Raw genomic sequence first — 22,185 nt, 5'->3', positions numbered from 1 at the left:
CCATGGGGGTACCCGGGGTACCCGCACCCTGTCGCCCACACGAGGGAGAAGGCTCGTGACCCTGCCCAGTCTGCCCGTGTCCCAGGTCGAGGTCGTGCTCTGCGACTGCTCGGCCCAGGACGCCGAACGCGTCTTCGCCTGTCTGCGCGCCCATTTCGAGTCGGACCGGCGCCCCGACGACCCGCCGCACGAGACCGGCACCGACCGGCCCACGATGTGGACCGGCATGTACGACACCGCCGCGGTCCCCACCGGGGCCGGGGAACACCCCGAGCCGCCGTCCGCGCCCGTCACGGTCGAGGTCCAGGGCAGCCCACCCGCCGTACGGCTGCTACGGGAGGCCCTGGAGGAGGCGTACACCGTGCGCCAGGTCGGCGTGGACGCCGGTGACCAGGAGGTTCAGCTCCAGCTGCGGGTCGAGGGGCGGGAGGGGCGCAACTGATGACGACTCTGGGGGTGGGGCGCGGGCATGCCGCGCGGGGTTCGGTGACGGAGGGCGCGGCCCGGGCCGGGCTGACCGCACGCGGCGTCATCTATCTGCTGGTCGGGGCGCTGGCCCTACAGATCGCCTTCGGCGGGAGTTCGGAGCAGGCGGACCGTCAGGGCGCGCTCGAGGAGATCGCCGAGAAGCCGCTGGGCTCCGTGATGCTGTGGGCCCTGGGCGTCGGCCTCGTGGGCATGGCGCTGTGGCGGCTGTCGGAGGCCGTGTTCGGCGCGGCGGGCCCGGACGGCCGCAAGTGGACCAAGAGGATCGCGTCCGCCGCGCGCTTCGTCTTCTACGCCTTCGTCGCCTCCTCGGTGCTGACCTTCGCGGCGGGCGAGGGCGGCGGCGGGAGCGGCGGCGGTTCCAGCGACGAGCAGTCCCGGGACGTGACGGCCCGGGCCCTGGAACTCCCCGCCGGCCAGTGGCTCGTGGGCGCGGCGGGCGTCGGCGTGATCGCCGCGGGCGTGTGGATCGGCGCACGAGCCCTGATGCGCTCCTACCACAAACACCTCCGGCTCGGTGAGATGTCCCGGCGGACCCGTCGAGCCGTCGACGTGACCGGTGTGGTCGGCGGGGTCGCGCGCGGCCTGGTGTTCGCCACGGCGGGCGTCTTCGCCGTCCGTGCCGCGATCGAGTACGAACCGGACAGGGCCAAGGGCCTCGACGACACCCTCCGCTCCTTCGCCGACGCCCCGCCCGGCCCGGCGCTCCTCGCCTGCGTCGCGGTCGGGCTGGTGCTGTTCGGGCTGTTCTCCTTCGCCATGGCGCGCTGGCGCAAGGTGTGAGGCCGTCCCGGCCGGAGGACGAGGTGCCTCCGGCCGGGAGCGAGGTCCCGACGGAACCCGGGCGCCGGATTCGCTTACGGGAACAGTTGGTCGAGGAAGGCGTTGCCGTACACCCGGTGCGGATCGAGCCGGTCCAGGATCTCCACCGCGCCGTCCCAGCCCGGCCCTGCACCGTCGTCGAAGGACTCCGGTACGACGGTGCCGATCACCTCTTCGTCGCTCCAGGCGGCCTCGTCCGTGTAACCCCACCCCTTGGACCACTCGACCCGGGTGAGGGCATGGCCGCCGTCGTACGTAGTGAGCAGGAACCGCTCCAGCTCCCGGAAGAACGACTCGGCGTCCGGCGTCCCCGGCAGTGTCAGCACGTCCAGCCACACGGCCGTGTCCCACTCGGGCCGGTCGGCGCGCGGCCGCAGCGCCGACAGCAGCGGGGCACGCGCCCCGGCCACTCCTACGTCCGCCGGGTCGTCGAGGCCGGTCACGCGGATCTCGACGGAGCCGTTGACGGGGAACCGCCCCTGCGCGGCGTACGCGGTGAGCCGCTCGCGGTAGAACGCGGCGAACTCGGAGACCACGCGCTGCACCTGGTCCCGCGAGGTGAGCACTGCGTACCCGTTCGCCGTCACCCGCAGCGTCGTCGGTTTCAGGTACAGCAGCGTGTTCTTCGACGGCCCCCAGATGTCCGCCGACAGCGTGGTCGTCAGCCCCAGTGACGCCGTGGTCAGCTGCGCATTGCCCAGTACCGGGGCCAGATACCAGGCGGCGTCGGACGCCATCCGCCCGACGAGGTCGGCGACGACGGTCGGCACGTTGTCGGAGAAGGGGTAGTTGTACGGCGAGGTCACGCGCCGGGAGGTCAGCGGGCGGGTCGGCCGGACGCTCCACACCTTGAGCCAGGGGAACTCGGTGAACGCGAACCAGATCGCCTCCAGCCGCCCCGCCTCGTCCAGGAAGCTCGCGAAGGTACGCCCGTCGCCGCCGGGCGCGGCGAACAGCTCCGCGGCGGGGATGTCGGTCCGGCTCAGGCACCGCAGACTGGTGTTCGCCCCCACCCGCAGCACGACCTCGGTGACCAGCGCGCGCCCGACATGGGTGAGCAGCGCGGCACCGTCCGCGTCGTCCCGCGGATACGTCCGCAGCACGTACGCGTCGCTGTCGGCGTCCCACACCACCGCCGTCAGCGACAGCACGAGATTGCTGAGCGAGCCGTACGTGTGACCGGGCAGCCGCGTCTCCCCGTCCGCCGGTACGGCCGTGCCGTGCGCGTCGACGGCGAGGGCGCCGCCGATCGAGAGGTCACCCGGCGCCGGGCAGGCCGCCACCCCGAGGCCGTGGCCCTCCAGGAAGGTCAGCAGCCCTTCCAGCGAGGCGCCGGAGCCCACGCGGACGGCGGCGGCGGGGGCGGTGGACTCCAGCGTCATGCCGGTGAGGTGCGTGGTCGTGTCGACGAGCATCACCGGGGCGCCGGAGTCGGTGCCGGAGGTGATGGTCAGGGGTGACCAGCCGTGGGACAGGCCGCGCGGCCGGACCGTCCAGCCCTGCCGTCGGGCCCAGTTGACCACCGAAACCACCTGGTCCGCGTCGGCGGGCGCGCACGCCCACAGCCCGGACGCGGTGATCTCCCCGCCCCAGTTGCGGTACGCCGACCTGTACAGCTCGACATCCGCCGGGAAGCCGGGCAGTTCGGCCGCGGCGGCGGCCGGGTCCTGGCGGACGAACTGCGGGGTGAGGGCGAGCGCGGCGGCGCCGAGGAGGAAACCCCGGCGGGACGTTTCTGATGAGTCGGTCACCGCAGTCACGCTAGGCCGGAGATTGGCACAAGTGACCGATCCGTCAACTGGATTCACTCGTGTGAGTGAAGGGACGGCGGTGCGTGCTTGGGCATCGGGGTCACGGCGCCATCCAGGGAAAGGGACATCGACCCGACCGGGAGGACGCGTGACCGAGGTGCACGGCAGCCAGGACCGAGGCCGCGACGAGACGGAGGACGAGCGCGCCGACCGCCGTTGGGCCGAACTCATCCAGGAGGTGCGGGTCGCCCAGACCGGGGTGCAGATCCTGTTCGGCTTCCTGCTGACCGTCGTGTTCACCCCGCGCTACGCGGAACTGCCGCAGACCGAGAAGAACATCTACATCGTGACCGTCATCCTCGGCGCCGCCGCCACCGGGGCCCTCATCGGGCCCGTCTCCTTCCATCGGATCGTCGCCGGGAGGCGCATCAAACCGGCCGCCGTGCAGTGGGCGGGCCGGCTGACCGTCGTCGGCCTGATCCTGCTCCTCGCGACGATGACGGCGGCGCTGCTGCTGATCCTGCGCGTGGCCACCGACGACGAGTTCGTGCCGTGGCTGGTGGGATGCGTACTCCTCTGGTACCTGCTGTGCTGGTTGGTGCTCCCGGCGTGGATCCGCCGCCGTCACGCGGGGGAGTGACACTGGGCTCCGTCACGCCGGGTTGACTCCGGGTCCCGTCACACCGGCGAGTGATACCGACCGCCGTCACACCGGCGGGTGACATCCCCCGATGGCGTGAATGGCGGTGTTGCCCGTGGGCCGTGTGGTGCGCAAGCGTGCGGTGTCATGGACCGTGATCAGAGTCGCCGCATCCCGCCCCTGAGCCGCCGTCAACTCCTCGCCGCCACCGGGGCCACGGGGGCCGCCGCGGTCCTCGGCACCGCCGTCACCGTCGGCACAGCCGCACCCGCCGTCGCCCGGACCCGCACCCCCGGCACCGGGCTCGCCCTCACCTTCACCCGGGCCACCAACGGCTCGGCGACCCTCGCACCCGCCGGCGACACACTGATCGCCGAGATCCAGAGCGGCCTGTGGTCCCTGCCGCGCGGCGGCGGCCAGGCGGTCCCCCTCACCCCGGCGGGCCTCGAACCCAACCGGCCCACGTACTCCCCGGACGGCGACCTCATCGCGTTCTGCGCCTACCAGGGTGGCGGCTTCCACATCTGGACCATGCGCCCCGACGGCTCCGAGCTGAAGCAGCGCACCGACGGCCCCTGGGACGACCGGGCACCAGCCTGGTCGCCCGACGGCACCCGGCTGGCCTTCGGCTCCGAACGCGGCGGCGACCCCGGCAGCCCCGTCAACGGATGCCCCTACCGCATCCACGTCCTGGACCTCGGCACCGGCGACATCACCCGCGTCACCGGCCTCCCCGGCCAGGACGGCCCCCTCCAGGACGGCCAGTGGGAGGACTTCGACCCCACCTGGTCACCGGACGGCACGCGGCTGCTGTTCGTACGCGCCAAGGTCGTCACCTCGGGCACCACCCCGTCCGTGGAGTCCCGCACCGTCGCCGCCGTGGCCGCCGGCGGCACGGGCCAGGTGGCCGTCGAGCACACCGAGACCGCGGCCGCCCAGGTCATGACCCCCGCCCTCGCCCCCGACGGCCGCCTCGCGTACCTGCGCACCACCGCCTCCCCCAACGGCTCCTGCACCCTGGTCGTCGCCGGACAGCCCGTCCCGGTCGACGGCGACATCGCGCCCGTGCCGCCCCGCTGGACGGCGGCAGGAGAGCTGCTGCTCACGCTGAACGGCCGCTTCACCCTCGTACGCCCCGAGGAACCCGCGCAGCCGGAAGCGATTCCCTTCGAGGGAGTGCTCTCCGTGGACCGACCGCGCTACCGGCTCAAGGAGTACGACCTCGGGCAGGCGCGCGTGCGGCCCGCGCGGGGCATCCACCTGCCCGCGCTCTCCCCCGACGGCCGGAGCATCGCCTTCGCCGCCCTCAACTCACTCTGGCTGGCCGGAACTGCGGGCGGCCGCCCACCGAAGAGGCTGCGGAAGTCGCCGCCCACCCGCTGGCTCCTCGCGCCCGCCTGGGCACACGACGGAAGGTCGCTCGTCTACGCCGACGACCGTGACGGCCTCCTCGGCGTGTACCGGCATGATCTGGCCACCGGCGAGGAGACCGCGCTCGCGACCGGCGGCCGGGTCATGCCCGCGCTCTCGCCCGACGGGCGGCGGCTCGCGAGCCTCGACATGTCCGGACGGCTCGTCGTACGGGACCTCGCGAGCGGCGAGGAGCGCGTCCTCGTGGCGCCGCTCGGCGGGGGCGGGATCCCCGGCAGGCCGAGCTGGTCGCCCGACGGGCGGTACCTCGCGCTGTGCGATCGCAACCGTCTCGGTGCCCGTTTCCGCGAGGGCTACAACCTGATCCGGATCGTCGACGCCACGACCGGCGCCGACCGGCTGCACGCGGTCGCGCCCCACACCTCGATCGCCGACCGGTACGACTCCGGGCCCGTCTGGTCGCCCGACGGCCGCTGGATGGCCGTGATCGTCGAGTCCGCGCTCTGCCTGCTGCCCGTGGCCCCCGACGGCACCCCGCGTGGCGAACTCCGCACCCTCACCACCGAACCCGCCGACCACCCCACCTGGTCCGGCGACTCCAGGACCCTGCTCTACCAGTCGGGCACCCGCCTCCGCCTCGTCGACGTCTCCGGCGACCACGCCCGGACCGTCCGCGTGCTGCTCGACCGCACCCGGCCCACGCCCGCCGACACCGTCGTCCACGCCGGACGCCTGTGGGACGGCACCGGCGAGACGGTCCGCGACGACGTCGACATCGTCGTACGCGGCGGCCGCATCACGGCCGTCGAACCCCACCGGGGCAACCGCCGGGCCACCCTCCGCCGAGTCGACGCCTCCACGCACACCGTGCTCCCGGGCCTGTGGGACACCCACACCCACCCCTGGCAGAGCACCTACGGCGGCCGCCAGGCCACCGGACAGCTCACGTACGGCATCACCACCGCCGTCTCCCTGGGCGGCTTCGCCTACGAACAGGTCCGCATCCGCGAGGAGGTGACCGCCGGCCGGCTGGCCGGACCCAGGCTGCTCACCACCGGCGAACTCCTCGACGGCGCGCGTGTCGCGTACAGCATGGGACGCGCCCACCGGACGAAGGCGGGACTCCACCGTTCACTGGAGCGCGGCGCGGCGCTCGACTGGGACTTCGTCAAGACCTATGTGAGGGCGCCCGGTTGGGTGATGAGCGAGGCCGCGGACTTCGCCCACGAACGCCTCGGCGTCCGCACGGGCGGTCACCTGCTCTCCCCGGGCGTGCAGCTCGGCCAGGACCTGACGACCCATCTGCAGGCCACTCAACGCGCCGAGTTCGGCCACGCCATCACCGCGAGCGGGCGGGCCTACGAGGACGTGGTGGAGATCTACACCGAGCATGGCGTGGACTTCTCCCTCATCGCCACCCCCTTCACGGCGGCGCCCCTCATGGGCGCGGATCCGTCCCTGGCCGACGACCCCCGGGTCACGGTCGTGATGCCGCCGTGGGACGCCGCCCTCGTACAGCAGCAAGCGGGGATTCCGCCGACGCCCGCGCAACTCGCCGCGCTGCGCACGGAGACCGACATCTACCGGCGGATCCTCGCGGCCGGCGGCATCATCGCCCTCGGCACCGACCAGCCGCTGGGCCCCGTCGGTCTCTACCTCCACGTCGCCCTGCGCGCCCTGCACGACGGCGGCCTCACCCCCGCCGAGACCCTGCGCACCGCGACCGCCCTCCCGGCCCGGCTCTTCGGCCTCGATGACGACCTCGGCACGGTCGAGACGGGCAAGCTCGCGGACCTGACCGTCGTCGACGGTGACCCCTTCACGGACTTCGCCGACCTCATCCGCACGGTGTCGGTCCTGCGGGGCGGAACCCCCTACACCACCGAGGAGTTGGTGGCCGCGTACCAGCCCACCGCCCGGCGCGTGAAGGCCGCCGAGAGCGAGGACGACTGGCTGGAGATCGGCCGGCTGATGCGACAGGACGGGTGCTGCGACGTCCACCACTGAGGGCGCTGGGCCTGACCAGGCGCCGGGTCCTGTGCCCCCTGGTCCTGTGCCCCCTGGCCCTGTGCCCCCTGGCCCTGGCCGGCTGCCGTCGGTTCAGGGCCCGAGCAGAGGGGCTCTTCAGTGCTCAGTGATCGGTGTCCTTGCCGATGAACAGCTCCGCGAAGGTGGACGCGGCGGCGGGGGAGGCGAGGATACGGCGGAGCCGGGCGGTCGCGGCGCCCGCCCGGAACGCGTCGCCGGACGACGGCCCGTGCAGCAGCTCCGCGAGCCACTGCGAGAACTCCTGGTAGTGCCAGGCCCGGCGCAGACAGGCCTCCGAGTAGCCGCGCAGCCCGCTGTCGTCACCCTTGCCCAGGTATGCGATCAGGGCGTCCGCGAGGAGCAGGGAGTCGTGCAGCGCGAGGTTCATGCCCTTCGCGGCGATCGGCGCGACGACGTGGGCCGAGTCGCCCGCGAGGTGGAGGCGGCCGTACGTCATCGGCTCGGTGACGTAGTTGTGCATGTCGAGCACCCGCTTCTCGACCAGCGGGCCCTCCGTGAGCGGCCGGGTGCCGGGCACGGCCAGGCGGGTGTGCAGTTCGGACCAGACCCGCTCGTCCGGCCAGTTCGCCGGGTCGTCGCCGGCCGGGACCTGCAGGTAGTAGCGGGTGACCTCGGGGCCGCGCGCCATGTGCCCGGCGAAGCCACGGGGATGCACACCGAGGATGACGCAGTCGGACGACGGCGGCGCCTCGGCGAGCAGTGCCAGCCAACCGACCCCGTGGTCGTGCCGCGCGATCGTGGTGTGCTCCGTCGGCAACGCGGTCCGAGTGACACCGCGCGCGCCGTCGCAGCCGGCGACGAACTCGCAATGGAGGACCCGTCGTTCGCCGGTCGCCGGAACCACGTAGGACACGGACGGCTGCGCGCTGTCGATGTCGTGCAGCTCGACATCGCGTACGCCGAAGCGGATGTCGCCGCCCCGGACATCCGCGTACTCCCTGACCAGATCCGTCACGAGCAGCGGCTGCGGATACACGTAGTGGTGGTGCCCGGTGATCTCCGTGTACGGGAACCGCTGTCGCTCACCGGCGAAGCGGAACTCGAACTCCGTGTGTACCGACGCCCGTTCCACGAGCCGGTCCGCCAACCCGCGCCGCTCCAGCGCACGTACCGCCCACTCCTCCAGGAACCCGGCCCGAGGCCGCTGCTCGATGAAGTCCCGGCTCTCGGTCTCCAGCACCACACAGTCCACGGAGGCGGCCCGCAGGATGTTTCCGACGGTCAGCCCGGCGGGTCCGGCGCCGACGATGACGACGGGGGTGCGCTCGGCCGAGGACGAGCCCGAGGGGGAGGTGGGGGCGGTCATTCGAGCATTATGCCGGGTGCCGTGTGAGTGACTCCAAGTGACGTGCAGGGCAGGGCGGTTGAGGACTCCGGGTGGCTGGGGCGGCTGCGGGGGCCGGAGTCACCGCAGCCCGAATTGCCGCGCCCAGTCCGTGATGTCGGCCGTGGTCGCGTTGCCGCCGCAGACCACGAGGCCCAGCCGGGCGCCGTCGCCGACGCGTTCGAGCACCTGCCGGGCCGCGGGCAGCAGGCACCCGGCGGCGGGCTCCGTCCACACCTTGGCGTGCTCGGCGAAGTCGAGGACGCCTTGCACCGCCTCGGCGTCGGAGACCACGAGGACATCCTCGACCAGGGCGGCCACATGGTCGTAGGTGAGCTGGGAGGCGGCGGGTGCGCTGAGCGTGGTGACGACGGAGGAGAGGGGGACCGTCACGGGGCCGCCCGCCGCCACCGCCTCCGTCATGGCCGTGGCACCGACGGTCTCCACGCCCCAGACGCGGACATCCGGGCGGAGGGCCTCGAAGGCTGCCGCGACGCCGGCGATGAGGCCGCCACCACCGATGCTGACGAGCACGTCGGTGAGCGCACCGGCCTCCTCCGTCCCCTCGATGGCCTCGGCGAACTCCAGGCCGACGGTGCCCTGACCGGCGATCACCAACGGGTCGTCGAACGGGTGGACGAGAGTGAGCCCCTCCGACCGCAGCTGCCCGGTCAGCGCGAACGCCTCCGCCATCCCGTCGGTGAGCCGCAGCGAGGCCCCGGCCGCCTCGACGAGGTCGACGGCCCGCTTGGGCGCGGACCGGGACATCACCACGGTCGCCTTGATGTGCAGCGCGGCCGCCATGTGCGCCAGCGCGATCCCATGGTTACCGCCACTGACCGCCAATACCCCGGCCGCCCGCTCGGCGTCCGTCAGCGCCAGCAGCTTCGCCGTCGCGCCGCGCACCTTGAAGGAGCCGGTCCGCTGCAACAGCTCCAGCTTCGTGGTGACCGGGACACCGAGGAGCGCGGACAGCCCCGGGCTCGGCACCGTCGGCGTCCGCACGACATGCTCTGCGATCCGCTCGGCCGCGTCCCGGATATCGGAGATCCCGATCAACACGTCCACCCCGTTCACGATGTTCCGGCGACGATCGGCTGCTCCGGGCGCCCCTGTCCTTCTGACCTTGATCGACCGGAGCCCTGACGTCAAGCAGAGTATTTCCGCCCCCGCCGCCCCCGCCGCCCCCGCCGCCCCTACCCGTCCCATCCCCGGGGGCAGCGCCCCCGGGGTCACCGCAGGAGCTCGGTCCAGTTCGCCGGTACGCGGCCCGCAGGCCCTGGCGTCGCCTGGTCGGCAGGGTGGTTGAGTGGCTGGGCGAGGTCGGGACCGGACTCGTACATCTCGGAGGTCTCGTAGTTCCAGAACCAGGACTCGCCGGGCTCGTAACTCTGCACGAAGGGGTGCCCGGTGGCTCCCGCGTGGGTCGTGGCGTGCTGCGCCGGGGAGGAGTCGCAGCAGCCGATGTGGCCGCACTGGGCGCAGCGCCGGAGGTGGAACCACCAGCCGCCGTCCGCGTCGCACTCCACGCATCCGTCGCCGCTCGGCGGGACGGCGGGGTCGATTCCGGCGGGCAGGGTCATGACGTCTCCTGGGGCGCGTGGGGTTCGTGGTTCAGGCCGTCGTCGGGGGCGTCGGCGAGCGTGAGGTCCAGGTCGGCCGCGGGCGCGGTCAGGGGCAGGAAGACCTGGAAGCGGGTGTCGCCGGGCCGGGACCGGACCTCGATGTGGCCGTGGTGCTTGTTGACGACGATGCGCCAGGAGATGTCGAGGCCGAGCCCGGTGCCCTGCCCGAACGCCTTGGTGGTGAAGAACGGGTCGAAGATCCGGCCCCGGATGTCCGCCGGGATGCCGGGGCCCGTGTCACGGAACTCGACGAGCACCTGGTCACGGTGGTCGAGCGCGGTACGTACCGTCAGCGTGCCCGCGCCGCCCGTGTCGTTGATCGCGGCGACCGCGTTGTCGATCAGGTTCGTCCACACCTGGTTCAACTCACCCGGATAGGCGGGGATGCGCGGAACCGTGCGGTCGTACTCCTTCACCACCTCGATCCGCTCGCCGATCTTCCCGGACAGCATCAGCAGCGTGCTGTCGAGGAGTTCGTGGACATCGGCGTTCTGGTAGGGCGCGCGGTCGAGCTGCGAGTACTGCTTCGCCGCGTCGACGAGCTGGGTGATCCGGGTCGTGGAGTCCTCGATCTCGTTCATCAACAGCTCGGTCTCGACGGTGTAGTTGAGCCAGCGGACCGCCCCTTCGAGGGTGTGCTCGTCCACGGCGGCCGCGACCTGGTCCAGCCAGTCGGTGTCGAGTCCGGCCTGTACGAAGTTCGGCGCGAGCTCCCAGCCGCCCGCGATGCCGTGGTCGTCGAGCCAGTCCGTCAGCTCGTCCTCCCGGTCGGAGGCATCCAGCGGACTGAGCGGGGTCGCCTTGGCGACCTGCTCCGCCGTCCGCTCCTGAAGATCGACCAGCGACTCCAGCAGGGCCCGCTTGTAGGGCCCGGCGGCGATGACCCCGAGCTTGTGCCGCATCCCGGCCACCCGCTCCCGCAGCGCCGAGGTGGCCCGTACGGCCGCCGCGGCGGGGTTGTTCAGCTCGTGCGTGAGGCCGGCGGAGAGCGAGCCGAGCGCCAGCAGACGTTCGCGCTGGCCGATCGTGCGCTGGGTGTTCTGGTTGCCGAAGAACAGGCCTTCCAGCAGGTGGACGGCCATGGGGAACCAGTCGCGCATGATCCGGGCGAAAGAGGCCGCGGGCAGGATGAAGAACCGCGAGGGGACGGTGACCCGCATGGAACCCTTGTAGCGGGCCTGGTCCGCCTGGTCGCCGAGATACGCCTGGAAGGCACCCGCGTACACCCCGACCTGGGAGCTGCGGCTGACCTCCACGTCGTCGTCGCCGACCTGCCGCGACAGCACGACCGTGCCTTCGAGGAGCACGAAGAAGCAGGTGGCCGGCTCGCCTTCCCGGTAGACATGGCCGGGTTCGAACCGCTCCACCCGGCCCTCACGGCACAGCCGGTCCAGTTGGTCGGAGTCCAGCTTCTCGAACAGGAACAGCCTGCCCAGCTCGGCCCGGTCGCACGCCGACGGCTGCCCGGTCACGACGACGCCCGTACGGTTCTCATGACTGCTCCAGATACCTGTGCACCAGCATCACGGCCATCGCTCCCTCTCCCACCGCGGACGCGACCCGCTTCGCGGACTCCGACCGCGCGTCCCCGGCGACGAACACACCGGGCACATTGGTCTCCAGGTGGTACGGCGGCCGGTCCAGCTCCCAGCCCGGCGGCGGACCCCCGTCAGGGGTCATGTCGGGTCCGGCCACGATGAACCCGCGCTCGTCGCGGAGCACGGTCCCCTCCAGCCAGTCGGTGTGCGGCTCGGCGCCGATGAACACGAACAGCCACTGCGCGTCGACCAGTTCCTCGCGCCCGCTCGCCATGTCCTTGAGCGTCAGCTGCTCCAGCTGGTTCGTGCCGTGCGCGGCCTCCACGACCGTGCCGGTGCGCACGAAGATGTTCGGCGCCTCGCCGAGTTGCTGGATCAGATAGTGCGACATGGACGCGGTGAGCGAGTCGCCGCGTACGAGGAGGGTGACCGACTTGGCGCCGCGGGACAGGTACATCGCGGCCTGCCCGGCCGAGTTGGCGCCGCCCACGATGTACACGTCGTGCCCCTGGCAGCCGGAGGCCTCGGTCAGCGCGGAGCCGTAGAACACGCCGCAGCCGGTGAGGTCCGCGCAGCCCGGCGCGGTGAGCTGCCGGTAGGACACGCCGGTCGCGAGGATCACGCTGTGCGCGGCGACCGCCGAACCGTCGGAGAAGCGGATGGTCCGCGCCGCCCCGTTCACCTCCAGGCCGCTCACCTCGCGCGCGGTCAGGATCTCCGCCCCGAACTTGGCGGCCTGGCGGCGGGCCCGGCCGGTGAGCTGGCCGCCCGACACCCCGTCGGGGAACCCGAGGTAGTTCTCGATCCGCGAACTCTGGCCCGCCTGCCCGCCCGTCGCCGACCGCTCGACGAGCAGCGTCCGCAGCCCCTCCGACGCCCCGTACACGGCCGCGCCGAGCCCGGCCGGTCCGCCGCCGATGACGACCAGGTCGTAGAAGTCCTGGGCCGGCGTCGTCGCCAGTCCCACCCGCTCGGCCAGCTCCGGGTCCTCCGGCGCGACCAGCGGCGTACCGTCCGGGGTGACGACCAGCGGCAGCCGTTCCCCGTCCGCACCGGCCGCCGCGAGCAGCCGCCGCCCCTCCGGCTCGTCCGACGAGTACCAGCGGTACGGCACCTGGTTGCGCGCCAGGAACTCCCGTACGCCCGACGACCGTGCCGACCACCGGTGCCCGACCACCTTCGTCGTGCCCACACAGGCGCGGTCGGCGGCCCGCCAGGCCTGCAGCAGGTCGTCCAGGACCGGATAGAGCTTCTCCTCCGGCGGGTCCCACGGCTTCAGCAGATAGTGGTCGAGGTCGATGACGTTGATCGCGTCGATCGCCGCGCTGGTGTCGGCGTACGCGGTGAGCAGGACCCGCCGCGCCCCCGGATAGACGTCAAGAGCCTGTTCCAGGAACTCGATGCCGTTCATCTGCGGCATCCGGTAGTCGGCCAGGATCACCGCCACCTGGTCCCCGCGCAGTTTCAGCTCCCGCAGGGCCTCCAGCGCCGCCTGCCCGGACTCCGCCCGCACGATCCGATACGACTCGCCGTACCTGCGCCGCAGGTCCCGGGCCACCGCGCGGGACACCCCCGGATCGTCATCCACGGTGAGGATCACGTTCCGCGTCGCACCGACAGCCTGAGTCATACGCCTCCACCCCGAGCCAATGGGCCCATCGTATGTTCGACCGTCCGGGTTCGCTCGGTTTCCGGAGGGCCGCAGGCCCGGGGCCCTGGCGGAGGCCTCAGCTCTTGCGCGCCGCCAGTACGCAGAACTCGTTGCCCTCCGGGTCCGCGAGCACGACCCACGGTTCGTCACCACTCTGCCCGACGTCCGCGTGCCGGGCCCCGAGGGCGAGGAGGCGGGTGACCTCCGCCTCCTGGTCGACGGGGCGGAAGTCGAGGTGCAGGCGGTTCTTGACGGTCTTGGCGTCCGGGGCGAGCCCGAACAGAAGGCCGGGAAGGCGGTCCGGGGCCGGACGGATCTCGTACTCCTCGGGGGAGTCGTCGACCACCACCCACCCGAGCGCCGCGGCCCACCAGCGCCCCAGGGCCACGGGGTCCGCCGAGTCCACCACGATCTGCTCCCACTCCAAGGTCATGCGCCGAGGGTAGTGAAGACTGGGCCCGCAAGCAGTGATGTGACACAGAGAGGTGGCCGATGACGACGGGCCCGATCACCGCCGCAGTGGACGGTACGTCCGAGAGCCTCGCCGCGCTGGCGTGGGCGGGCCGGGAGGCCGTACGCCGGGGCCTGGCGCTGCGGGTGGTGCACGCGTGGCGGTGGGAGCCGCACGAGGCGATCACGGTGGACCGGGACGGACAGGAGCAGTGGGCCCGGGAGGCGCTCGCGGAGGCGGCGCGGGGCGTGTCCGAGCGGCACCCGCAGCTGGCGGTGACGACGGACCTGGTCGAGGGCCCGCCCGTCGACCTGCTGGTCGGGGCCGCCGAGCACGCCGAGACGCTGGTGCTCGGCTCGCGCGGGCACGGCGCGGTGGTCGGCTTCCTGCTGGGCTCCGTCGGGCAGCAGGTGATCGTCGAGTCGCCGCGCCCCGTCGTGCTCGTCCGCGCCGAGGACAGCCCCGCCGCCGAGGCGGCCGGGCGCGAGGTCGTCGTGGGCCAGCAGGGCACACCGGAGGACAGCGCCGACGTCCTGCGGTTCGCGTTCGAGACGGCGGCGGCCCGAGGGGCGTCCCTGCGCGTGGTCCGGGCGTGGGCGCTGCCGCCGCTGTACGCGTACAGCCCGGGCTCGCTGAAGCTCCTCGACGAGGCCGGTGGGCTGGAACCGTACGAGAAGAAGGCGCTGGCCGCCGCGCTGGAGCCGTGGCGGGAGAGGTTCCCCGAGGTGCCGGTCACCCAGCACGTGGAGATGGGCAGCGCCGGGCAGGTGCTGCTGTCCGTGGCGCAGCGGGCCCAGCTGATGGTGGTCGGGCGCCGCGCCCGCCGTACGGCCGTCGGCGCCCGTATCGGCTCGGTGGCCCACGGCGTCCTGCACCACGCGCACTGCCCGGTGGCCGTGGTCCCGCACAAGTGACGCCCCGGGCCGGTGGCCCCGGCCCGGCGGGTCACATGGGGGTGACGTCGTCCACCGACGGCGGCAGCAGGGCCAGCGTCTTCGGCAGGACGTTGTCGATGTAGTCCTTCACGGCCGTGCCCAGGCCGATGTCGTGCTGGGCACGCTCGGACAGGTACCAGCGGTGTTCGAGGAGCTGGTGGTAGATCTCCGCCGCGTCCACCGAGCCGCGCAGTTCGAGCGGGACGGCCCGCACGGTCGGGCGGAACACCTCCCGCACCCAGCGGTGGGCCAGCACCTCGGGGCGGGCGCCGAGGGGGTCGCCCGGGGCGTAGTCGTCCTGGGTGGCCATCCAGCTCTCCAGGTCGTTCAGGAGCCGCCGGGCCTGGTTCTCCTCGGTGTCCAGACCGGTCAGCCGCAGCAGCTGCCGCTGGTGGTGCCCCGCGTCGACGACCTTGGGCACGAAGGTCACCGTGTCGCCGTTGTCGGCGTGCTCGATCTGCATCTCGGCGACGTCGAAACCGAGTTCGTTGAGCCGGCGGATCCGGCGCTCGATGTAGTGGTACTTCCCGGCCGGGTACACCGACCTGCGCGTCAGCTCCTCCCACAGTTTGTGGTAGCGGGAGCAGATCTCGTTGCCGAACTCGATCGGGTCCACCGAGGGGTGCAGCGCCCCGGACGCCTCCAGGTCCAGCAGTTCGCCGCTGATGTTCACTCGGGCGAGATCGAGGTCGTATTCGCGCTGCCCGCTGCTCAGCTGTGGATGCAGGTCGCCCGTCTCGGCGTCCACCAGATACGCGGCGTACGCGCCCGCGTCCCGCCGGAACAGCGTGTTGGACAGCGAGCAGTCGCCCCACGCGAACCCGGCGAGGTGCAGCCGGACCAGCAGGACGGCGAGGGCGTCCATCAGGCGGTGCATGGTGGCCGGGCGCATGGTCGTCTCGAACATCGAGCGGTACGGCATCGAGCCGCCCAGGTGCCGGGTGATCAGCACGGACTCCAGGGGCTCGCCCGCGTCGTCGGTGCGGCCGGTGACCACACCGAGGGCGTCCACGGCGGGGATGCCGAGCCGGTCCAGGTCGCGCAGCAGCTCGTACTCGCGCAGGGCGGGCCGCTCGGCGAGTTCCTTGACGGCGACGACCTCGTCGCCGGCGCGGGCGTAGCGCACCACGTGGCGGGAGATACCGCGGGGGAGCGGCACGAGGTGGTGTTCGGGCCACTCCTCCAGCGGCACGTGCCACGGCAGTTCGAGCAGCAGCGCGGGGTGTTCCGGGTTGGTGGCGCTGATCTGCAGTGCCATGGGTCCTAGTCCTCTGCCTTCGTCTCACGGTGGTGCGGAGTGCTCGCGGGCGGGCGGTCTCCCGCCTCTGCCTGGAGCATCTCCGCATTTGGAGGACCGTTTCGTCAACAACGGCCCGACCCGTGGTCAGGCGGGAACCGGCGCCGTCGGCTCCTCCTTCGGCCGCCGGAGCGCGGACCGCACGTTCCAAGCCCCACGCCCGGGCACAGCAGCCGGTCGCGAACGTCGTGTCCACCTCGACCTCGGGGAGGAGGAACGAGTCGTCGTTCGCCCGGACGGACCCGCTGCGCGTCGTCAGTGCCGGATGCGGCGGAACACGTCGTCGGAGTCCGAGTCGTCCCAGCTCGCGATCTCCTCCGACGCGGTGCGGCGGGCGGCCCTCGCGGACGTCGCGTACATCGCCTCGATCTCGGCCTCGTACCGCTGCACGATGGTGTCCCGGCGCAGCTTCATCGACGGGGTGAGCATGCCGTTGGCGAGGTCGAAGGGCTCGGACAGGATGCGGTAGACGCGGATCGACTCCGAGCGCGACACCGTGCTGTTGGCCGCGGCGATCGCCCGCACCACCTCCTGCCGCAGCGCGTTCTCCTCCCGCGCCTCCCGGCCCAGCAGCTCACCCGGCGCGGACAGCGACCCCCGCCAGTGCGCGAGGAACTCCGGGTCCAGCGTGATCAGGGCACCCACGCAGGGCCGGTTGTCGCCCACGACCACCGCCTGATGGATCAGCGGATGCGTCCGCAGCTGCTCCTCCAGCGGTGCCGGGGCGACGCCCTTGCCCCCGCTCGTGATGATGATCTCCTTCTTGCGGCCGGTGATCGACAGATACCCCTCGTTGTCCAGCCGCCCGATGTCCCCCGTGGCCAGCCAGCCGTCCTGGAGCGCGGCCCGGGTGCCCGCCTCGTCGTTGACGTACCCCTGGAACACCGACGGCCCGTTGACCAGGATCTCCCCGTCCCGCGCCACCCGGATCTCCGTGCCCGGCACCGGACGGCCCACGGTGCCGAACTTCTCCCGGCCCACCGGCTGGGCGGTGATGCCCCCGGCGGTCTCGGTGAGGCCGTACCCGTCGTGGACGAGGATGCCGATGCCGGCGTAGAAGAGCGTGAGGTCGCGGTTGAGGGGGGAGCCGCCGGAACAGCCGCCGCGCACCCGGCCGCCGAGGGCCGCGCGCAGCTTGCGGTACACCGTCTTCTCGTAGAAGGCGTGTTGCAGCTTCAGGTCCATGGCGGGGCCGGGGCCCGTGTCCAGCCGCTGCCGCTCGGCGGCGAGGGCGTAGCCCTGGGCGGTACGCACCGCGCGCTCGAACAGCGGCCCCCGGCCCGCCTGTTGGGCCTTGCGCAGGAAGTTCTTGTAGATCTTCTCGAAGAGGTAGGGGACACCGAAGAGGAACGTCGGCCGGAACGACCGGAGCGCGGCGGACAGCGCCTCCTCGGTCAACTCCGGCTCGTGCGCGAGAAGCAGTCCGCCGCGCAGACACATCCCCTGAATCATGAGGCCGTAGACGTGCGAGAACGGCAGGAAGGCGAGGATCGCCGGCTGTTCACCGGGCGCCGCCGCGGTCTGCCGCCACCCGGCGAGCAGGACGTCGCAGGGGCTGGCGAGGCTGCGGTGGGAGAGCGCGCAGCCCCGGGGCCGGCCGGTCGTGCCGGAGGTGTACGCGATCACCGCCGTGGAGTCCGGCATGACGATGCGGCGCAGCGAGTCCACCGTCGCGTCCGGCACGTCCCGGCCCGCCTCGACGAGGTGCGGCAGGGACTCGGCGTCCAGCTGCCAGACGTGCCGCAGCAGCGGGAGCTTGGCGCACACCGAGCCGACCGTCATCACGCCCAGCTCGTCCTCGACGACCACGCCCACACAGGCCGCGTCCCGCAGGATCCACTCGATCTGGTCGCGCGACGACGTCGGGTAGATCGGCACGATCTCGGCGCCCACGGACCACAGCGCGACGGCGAGCACCGTCCACTCGTACCGGGTCCGCGCCATCACGGCGACCCGGTTGCCCGGCCGGATCCCGGACGCGATCAACCCCTTGGCCAGATCGGCCACTTCGTCCCGCGTCTCGGCCGCGCTCACCCGTGTCCAGGTGCCCGGGGAGGCCGGGTCGCGGCGCGCCAGCTGCGGCAGGGCGGGATCACGGTTCGCCGTCTCGAAGAGTGAATCGGCCAGCCCTCCGGTCATGACCGGGTCCGTCGGTGGAGCAATGCCGAAGTTGCCCATGCGACGCTCAGAACCTTCCCTGCACGCGACCTCGCCGATGGTGCGGTAACCGGCGGTGATCGAACGTAGCGTACGGCGCCGACGCCCGCCCGGGGAATCGGCAAGTCGGCCGCCGCACATCCGCACAGTGGGCGGTGAACGTGATGTGCGGCACGTGCGGGACCTCCTTCGCGGGGCCCTCCCGGGAATCGTCGCTGCACACGGCTTGATCACGTCTGACCGGCGGTAATGCCCCGAACCCGGACGTCTGACGGGTGTGGCACTGTGGTGCGCGCTAACGCGGGAGGTGTCCCGCCGATGTGGAGAGGTGGACGGTGCGCGAGGCCAACGTGATCGGGGACTGGCAGGAGTACGACGGCGATCTGGCCGGCCTGCGCGTGCGCGTCCACGGAGTGGAGTGCGCGGAACCCCCACGGGGTCGTGACGACGCCGCCGAGGGCCAGACGTACTTCCGGTTCCGGGTGACGGTGGAGAACCGCGGCGCCGAACACGTCGGCCTCCACCTGGAGGACGGCCAGCTCGACATCCGCGTGGGCCCCGACGGCGAGAGCGCCTTCCTCGACTGGCGCAACTCCCGGTTCATCGAGGGCTTCGACCTCTACCCCCTGCGCCGCGCCACCTCCGTCCTTTACGCGGCAGCCGCCGAGGCCCACCTCACCCAGTTCGACATCCAGGTCCAGCTGCGCGCCGACGAGGAGTGGACCGAGCGGTATCTGTGGTCCGGCGGCATCGGCGTCGACGAGGACCTCCTCGACCCGGCGGGCGGCACGGGCCGGGAGGGTCTCGCCGGGCAGATCAGCGCGTTCCTGCACGAGGAGGCGGAGCGGGGCGCCGGCTGAGCGGCGTGCCGGGGCTCGCCCGACCGGCAGGGCGTGGCCCACCAGTACTCGTGTCACCCGGTCTCGGCGGGCGTGCGGTCGCGATCCCGGGTCACCAGTCGCTTCAGCAGCGGCCAGGCCAGCAGCACGGCGATGATCACGTACACCGTCACCGAGAACGGCGTGTTCACCAGGCCGGTGACGCTGCCGTCGCTGATCTGCAGGGCGCGCCGCAGCTGCTGCTCGGCGTTGGGGCCGAGGATGACGCCGATGACGGCGGGCAGCACCGGCAGTCCGTAGCGGCGCATACCGAACCCGATCAGGCCGATGACCAGCAGGATCACCAGGTCGATCACCTCGCCGCCGACCGCGTACGCGCCGACCGCCGCGAAGAACAGGATCCCCGCGTAGAGATACGGCCTCGGGATCCGCAGCAGCTTCGCCCACAGTGGGGCCAGCGGCAGGTTGAGCGCGAGCAGCAGCACCATGCCGACGAAGAGCGAGGCGATCAGGCCCCACACCAGGTCGGGCTCGCGTTCGAAGAGCAGGGGGCCGGGCTGGATGCCGTACTGCTGGAAGGCGGCCAGCATGACCGCCGCGACCGCCGTGGTGGGCAGACCGAGGGTCAGCATGGCGACGAGGGTGCCCGCCGCCGAGGCCGAGGCCGCCGACTCCGGGCCCGCCACCCCCTCGATGGCACCCTTGCCCCACTCGTCCTTGTGCTTCGACAGCCGCTTCTCGGTGACGTACGACAGGAAGGTGGGGATCTCGGCGCCGCCTGCCGGGATCGCGCCGAACGGGAAACCGATGAACGGGCCGCGCACCCATGACTTCCAGGTCCGCTTCACATCGGAGCGGCCGAGCCACGGCCTGCCCACCGGGATCGGCTCGGGCGGACTGCGCCGCAGATGGGCGGCGACCCACAGGGCCTCGCCGATGGCGAAGAGACCGACCGCGACGATCACGACGTCGATGCCGTCGGCGAGCTGGAGGGAACCGAAGGTCAGGCGCTGCTGGCCGGTCATCTGGTCCAGGCCCACCAGGCCGATCGTCAGACCGATCAGCAGGGAGGCGAGCCCTCGGATCCGGGACGAGCCCAGCACGGACGTCACGGCGATGAACGCCAGCACCATGATCGCGAAGTAGTCCGGCGCGCCGATGTCCACGGCCAGTTCGGCGACCGTCGGCGCGAGCGCCACCAGCAGGATCGTGCCGACCATGCCACCCGCGAAATGCCCGATGGCGGCCGCCGCAAGGGCCTGCGCGCCGCGCCCCGACTTGGCCATCGGGTTGCCCTCCATGGCCGCGACCACGGCCGCGCTCTCCCCGGGGGTGTTGAGGAGGATCGAGGTGGTGGAACCGCCGAACATCGCCCCGTAGTAGATGCCCGCGAACATGATGAACGCGCCGACCGGGTTCAGCCCGTACGTCACCGGCAGCAGCAGCGCGACCGCCATGGCCGGGCCGATGCCGGGCAGCACGCCGATCGCCGTGCCCAGCAGGACACCGATCGCGGCCCACAGGATGTTGATCGGGGTCAGTGCCGTACCGAAACCGTCGAGGAGGGAGTTGAAAGCGTCCATGTCAGAGCACTCCCATCAGCGGTCCGCCGGGCAGCGGCACCCCGAGCAGGTTGTTGAACACGGCGTACGTGACCAGGGAGATGACGGCCGCGATGAGCGGATCGCGGTCCGGGCGCCGGCTGCCGAGGGCGTAGGCCGCGCCCCAGAAGAGCAGGGCGCCCGCTATGGGGAAGCCGAGCGGTTCGATCAGGACGGCCGCGCCGAGGAACACCCCGGCGAGCAGCAGCACCGTGCGCCAGTCGGCGGGCTCGGACAGGTCGATGTCCTCGCCGGCCTCGGCCTGGCCCCGGCCGCCGCGCAGCACGTCCACGGCGAGCAGGGCGGCGATCAGCAGCAGGCCGACACCGACCACGATCGGCACGGTCTTCGGGCCGACGGGACCGCGCTGCGCGATGTCGACGTCCATGGTGAGCGCGTCGGTCAGGACCAGGACGCCGAGTGCCAGCAACAGGACGCAGACGCCCAGCTCGGAGTGGTCGCGCAGCCAGGAGCGGCGGTCGGCCGCGGGCGCCGGGGGAAGGGGAGTGCCGGTGGTGTCCGTGGTCACAGTCCCAGCTCCTTCAGCACCGACACCACGCGCTTGTCCTGGGCGTCCAGGAACGCGCCGAACTCGTCGCCGGTGAGGAAGGCGTCGTCCCAGCCGTTCTGCTTCATCGACTGCCGCCACTCCGGCGAGTCGTGCAGCTCCTCGATCAGCCGGGTGAGCTTGTCCCGCTCGGCCTCGGTGAGGCCGGGCGGGGCGACGATGCCGCGCCAGTTGGTGAAGTTCACGTCGTAACCCGCCTTTTGGAGGGTCGGCGCGTCCAGCCCGTCCACCCGCTCCGGGCCCGTCACCGCGAGCAGCCGCAGCTCGCCCGCCTTGATCTGGTCCAGGTACTCGCCCACCCCGGACACCCCGAACGCGACCTTGTTGCCCAGGATCGAGGCGAGCAGCTCACCGCCGCCGTCGAAGGGGATGTAGTTGACGTCCTTCGGCGCGATCCCGGCGGCCTGCGCCATCAGCATCGGCGCCAGATGGTCGGGCCCGCCAGGCGCCGAGCCACCGCCCACAGGCAGCTTCCCCGGGTCGTCCTTCCACGCCTCGATGAGCTCGTCGATCGTCTTGTAAGGCGAGTCCTTGGCGACCACCACGACGTCCTGCTCCTCGGTGAGGCGGGCGATCGGCGTGGTGTCGGCGAGGGTCTTGGGCGCGTCGTTGGAGCGGACGGCGCCCACGACGCCGAGCCCCATCGACATCGCGAGCTTGCCGTTGCCGTGCTCGCTCACCAGCCGGCTCAGGCCCACCGTGCCGCCGGCGCCGGGCAGGTTGAACACCTCGATGTTGTGGGTGAGCCCGGCGTCCTCGGCGTTCTTCGCGGCCGTCCGCGCCGTGATGTCGTAGCCACCGCCTGGCGTGTTCGGCACCATGAAGCGCAGGCCCGGGATCTGCGTGCCGGTCTCGGCGCCGCTGCCGGTCGTCAGCAGCGGCGGCCCCACGAGCACGAGCACGGCCGCCCCGAGCAGGGCGAGAGGGGTGCGCAGCTGCACGTATGCCACCACCTGTCGGTTGTCGAGGGGAAAAGTGACCTGGGCCACATCGTGCCCGCGTAGGGCGGGCCTGACTCACTTGCGGAAGCAACGGAGGTTGTGGTCGTAGTGGTCACGGCCCCTGTCACCGTATGAGCAC

The 22,185-nt window shown here is 72.2% G+C and carries 18 protein-coding genes; 6 read left to right on the top strand and 12 right to left on the bottom strand.

Translation table 11 applies throughout. The features are described 5' to 3' along the window. Positions 1-55 precede the first annotated feature (55 nt). Together ACFU53_RS06715 and ACFU53_RS06710 are read left to right on the top strand one after the other, a co-directional pair. Complete coding sequence (locus ACFU53_RS06715; RefSeq protein WP_383986729.1) at positions 56-442, top strand: hypothetical protein; 387 nt, start codon at positions 56-58, stop codon at positions 440-442. Then, entirely contained in the window at positions 442-1,269 is an 828-nt protein-coding gene (locus ACFU53_RS06710; protein WP_383986726.1) for a DUF1206 domain-containing protein, read from the top strand. The genes ACFU53_RS06715 and ACFU53_RS06710 overlap by 1 nt, the downstream gene beginning before the upstream one ends. Before the next feature lie 74 nt (positions 1,270-1,343). On the opposite strand, the gene ACFU53_RS06705 is transcribed toward ACFU53_RS06710, so the two are convergent. Further along, the gene (locus ACFU53_RS06705) at positions 1,344-3,059 is read right to left on the bottom strand and encodes a cholesterol oxidase substrate-binding domain-containing protein (RefSeq protein WP_383986723.1); all 1,716 of its coding nucleotides are present in this window, start codon (positions 3,057-3,059) and stop codon (positions 1,344-1,346) included. A gap of 148 nt (positions 3,060-3,207) precedes the next feature. On the opposite strand from ACFU53_RS06705, the gene ACFU53_RS06700 reads away from it, so the two are divergent. Both ACFU53_RS06700 and ACFU53_RS06695 read left to right on the top strand, forming a co-directional pair. Next, positions 3,208-3,699, top strand: coding sequence for a DUF6328 family protein (locus tag ACFU53_RS06700; protein ID WP_383986720.1), 492 nt, complete (start codon positions 3,208-3,210; stop codon positions 3,697-3,699). A gap of 147 nt (positions 3,700-3,846) precedes the next feature. Continuing rightward, positions 3,847-7,077: an amidohydrolase family protein gene (locus tag ACFU53_RS06695; RefSeq protein WP_383986717.1), complete on the top strand. Its 3,231-nt coding sequence runs from the start codon at positions 3,847-3,849 to the stop codon at positions 7,075-7,077. Positions 7,078-7,201: 124 nt separating this feature from the next. Here the strand turns inward: ACFU53_RS06695 and ACFU53_RS06690 are convergent, their stop codons facing one another. The 6 genes from ACFU53_RS06690 to ACFU53_RS06665 all read right to left on the bottom strand — a co-directional run bounded on the left by ACFU53_RS06690 (position 7,202) and on the right by ACFU53_RS06665 (position 13,690). Further along, positions 7,202-8,425 (bottom strand): 4-hydroxybenzoate 3-monooxygenase, encoded by a 1,224-nt coding sequence (locus ACFU53_RS06690; protein WP_383986714.1) that lies wholly within the window; start codon positions 8,423-8,425, stop codon positions 7,202-7,204. Positions 8,426-8,524: 99 nt separating this feature from the next. Next, positions 8,525-9,502: a threonine/serine dehydratase gene (locus ACFU53_RS06685; protein WP_383986765.1), complete on the bottom strand. Its 978-nt coding sequence runs from the start codon at positions 9,500-9,502 to the stop codon at positions 8,525-8,527. Between the two features lie 173 nt (positions 9,503-9,675). Next, positions 9,676-10,026: a UBP-type zinc finger domain-containing protein gene (locus ACFU53_RS06680; protein ID WP_383986711.1), complete on the bottom strand. Its 351-nt coding sequence runs from the start codon at positions 10,024-10,026 to the stop codon at positions 9,676-9,678. Then, entirely contained in the window at positions 10,023-11,540 is a 1,518-nt protein-coding gene (locus tag ACFU53_RS06675; protein WP_383986708.1) for an ATP-binding protein, read from the bottom strand. Before ACFU53_RS06675 ends, ACFU53_RS06680 begins: the two co-directional genes overlap by 4 nt. Positions 11,541-11,559: 19 nt before the next feature. Then, positions 11,560-13,236 carry an FAD-dependent oxidoreductase gene (locus ACFU53_RS06670; RefSeq protein ID WP_383986705.1) on the bottom strand — a complete coding sequence of 559 codons (1,677 nt, stop codon included), beginning with the start codon at positions 13,234-13,236 and terminating at the stop codon, positions 11,560-11,562. A 97-nt stretch (positions 13,237-13,333) separates the two neighbouring features. After that, positions 13,334-13,690 (bottom strand): VOC family protein, encoded by a 357-nt coding sequence (locus tag ACFU53_RS06665; RefSeq protein ID WP_383986702.1) that lies wholly within the window; start codon positions 13,688-13,690, stop codon positions 13,334-13,336. A 59-nt stretch (positions 13,691-13,749) separates the two neighbouring features. Here ACFU53_RS06665 and ACFU53_RS06660 point away from each other — a divergent pair, with 59 nt between their 5' ends. Then, on the top strand, positions 13,750-14,622 hold the full coding sequence (locus ACFU53_RS06660) for a universal stress protein (RefSeq protein ID WP_383986700.1): 873 nt from the start codon (positions 13,750-13,752) through the stop codon (positions 14,620-14,622). A 31-nt stretch (positions 14,623-14,653) separates the two neighbouring features. Here the strand turns inward: ACFU53_RS06660 and ACFU53_RS06655 are convergent, their stop codons facing one another. After that, entirely contained in the window at positions 14,654-15,901 is a 1,248-nt protein-coding gene (locus tag ACFU53_RS06655; RefSeq protein WP_383986697.1) for a DUF4032 domain-containing protein, read from the bottom strand. 294 nt (positions 15,902-16,195) lie between these two features. After that, positions 16,196-18,118 (bottom strand): AMP-dependent synthetase/ligase, encoded by a 1,923-nt coding sequence (locus ACFU53_RS06650; RefSeq protein WP_383986694.1) that lies wholly within the window; start codon positions 18,116-18,118, stop codon positions 16,196-16,198. Positions 18,119-18,432: 314 nt separating this feature from the next. Between ACFU53_RS06650 and ACFU53_RS06645 the strand changes: the two genes are divergently transcribed. Beyond that, complete coding sequence (locus tag ACFU53_RS06645) at positions 18,433-18,957, top strand: hypothetical protein (RefSeq protein ID WP_383986691.1); 525 nt, start codon at positions 18,433-18,435, stop codon at positions 18,955-18,957. Positions 18,958-19,010: 53 nt separating this feature from the next. Here the strand turns inward: ACFU53_RS06645 and ACFU53_RS06640 are convergent, their stop codons facing one another. The 3 genes from ACFU53_RS06640 to ACFU53_RS06630 are packed head-to-tail and all read right to left on the bottom strand — an operon-like array spanning position 19,011 to position 22,046. Next, entirely contained in the window at positions 19,011-20,519 is a 1,509-nt protein-coding gene (locus ACFU53_RS06640) for a tripartite tricarboxylate transporter permease (RefSeq protein ID WP_383986688.1), read from the bottom strand. Position 20,520: 1 nt separating this feature from the next. Further along, positions 20,521-21,066: a tripartite tricarboxylate transporter TctB family protein gene (locus tag ACFU53_RS06635; RefSeq protein WP_383986684.1), complete on the bottom strand. Its 546-nt coding sequence runs from the start codon at positions 21,064-21,066 to the stop codon at positions 20,521-20,523. Then, on the bottom strand, positions 21,063-22,046 hold the full coding sequence (locus ACFU53_RS06630; RefSeq protein ID WP_383986762.1) for a Bug family tripartite tricarboxylate transporter substrate binding protein: 984 nt from the start codon (positions 22,044-22,046) through the stop codon (positions 21,063-21,065). The genes ACFU53_RS06635 and ACFU53_RS06630 overlap by 4 nt, the downstream gene beginning before the upstream one ends. Between the last annotated feature and the right edge of the window lie 139 nt (positions 22,047-22,185).

It is taken from the genome of Streptomyces sp. NPDC057474, assembly GCF_042802555.1.
In the GTDB taxonomy this organism is placed as follows: Bacteria; Actinomycetota; Actinomycetes; order Streptomycetales; family Streptomycetaceae; genus Streptomyces.
Note: the sequence above shows the minus strand (reverse complement) of the source record. Positions and strands in the feature narration are given on the sequence as shown.

Excerpts from the sequence above, each read along its gene's own strand:
- ACFU53_RS06710 (WP_383986726.1), top strand. The coding sequence starts at position 442 with ATGACGACTCTGGGGGTGGGGCGCGGGCATGCCGCGCGGGGTTCGGTG.
- ACFU53_RS06695 (WP_383986717.1), top strand. The coding sequence starts at position 3,847 with ATGGACCGTGATCAGAGTCGCCGCATCCCGCCCCTGAGCCGCCGTCAA.
- ACFU53_RS06690 (WP_383986714.1), bottom strand. The coding sequence starts at position 8,425 with ATGACCGCCCCCACCTCCCCCTCGGGCTCGTCCTCGGCCGAGCGCACC.
- ACFU53_RS06680 (WP_383986711.1), bottom strand. The coding sequence starts at position 10,026 with ATGACCCTGCCCGCCGGAATCGACCCCGCCGTCCCGCCGAGCGGCGAC.
- ACFU53_RS06670 (WP_383986705.1), bottom strand. The coding sequence starts at position 13,236 with ATGACTCAGGCTGTCGGTGCGACGCGGAACGTGATCCTCACCGTGGAT.
- ACFU53_RS06665 (WP_383986702.1), bottom strand. The coding sequence starts at position 13,690 with ATGACCTTGGAGTGGGAGCAGATCGTGGTGGACTCGGCGGACCCCGTG.
- ACFU53_RS06660 (WP_383986700.1), top strand. The coding sequence starts at position 13,750 with ATGACGACGGGCCCGATCACCGCCGCAGTGGACGGTACGTCCGAGAGC.
- ACFU53_RS06655 (WP_383986697.1), bottom strand. The coding sequence starts at position 15,901 with ATGGCACTGCAGATCAGCGCCACCAACCCGGAACACCCCGCGCTGCTG.
- ACFU53_RS06650 (WP_383986694.1), bottom strand. The coding sequence starts at position 18,118 with ATGGGCAACTTCGGCATTGCTCCACCGACGGACCCGGTCATGACCGGA.
- ACFU53_RS06640 (WP_383986688.1), bottom strand. The coding sequence starts at position 20,519 with ATGGACGCTTTCAACTCCCTCCTCGACGGTTTCGGTACGGCACTGACC.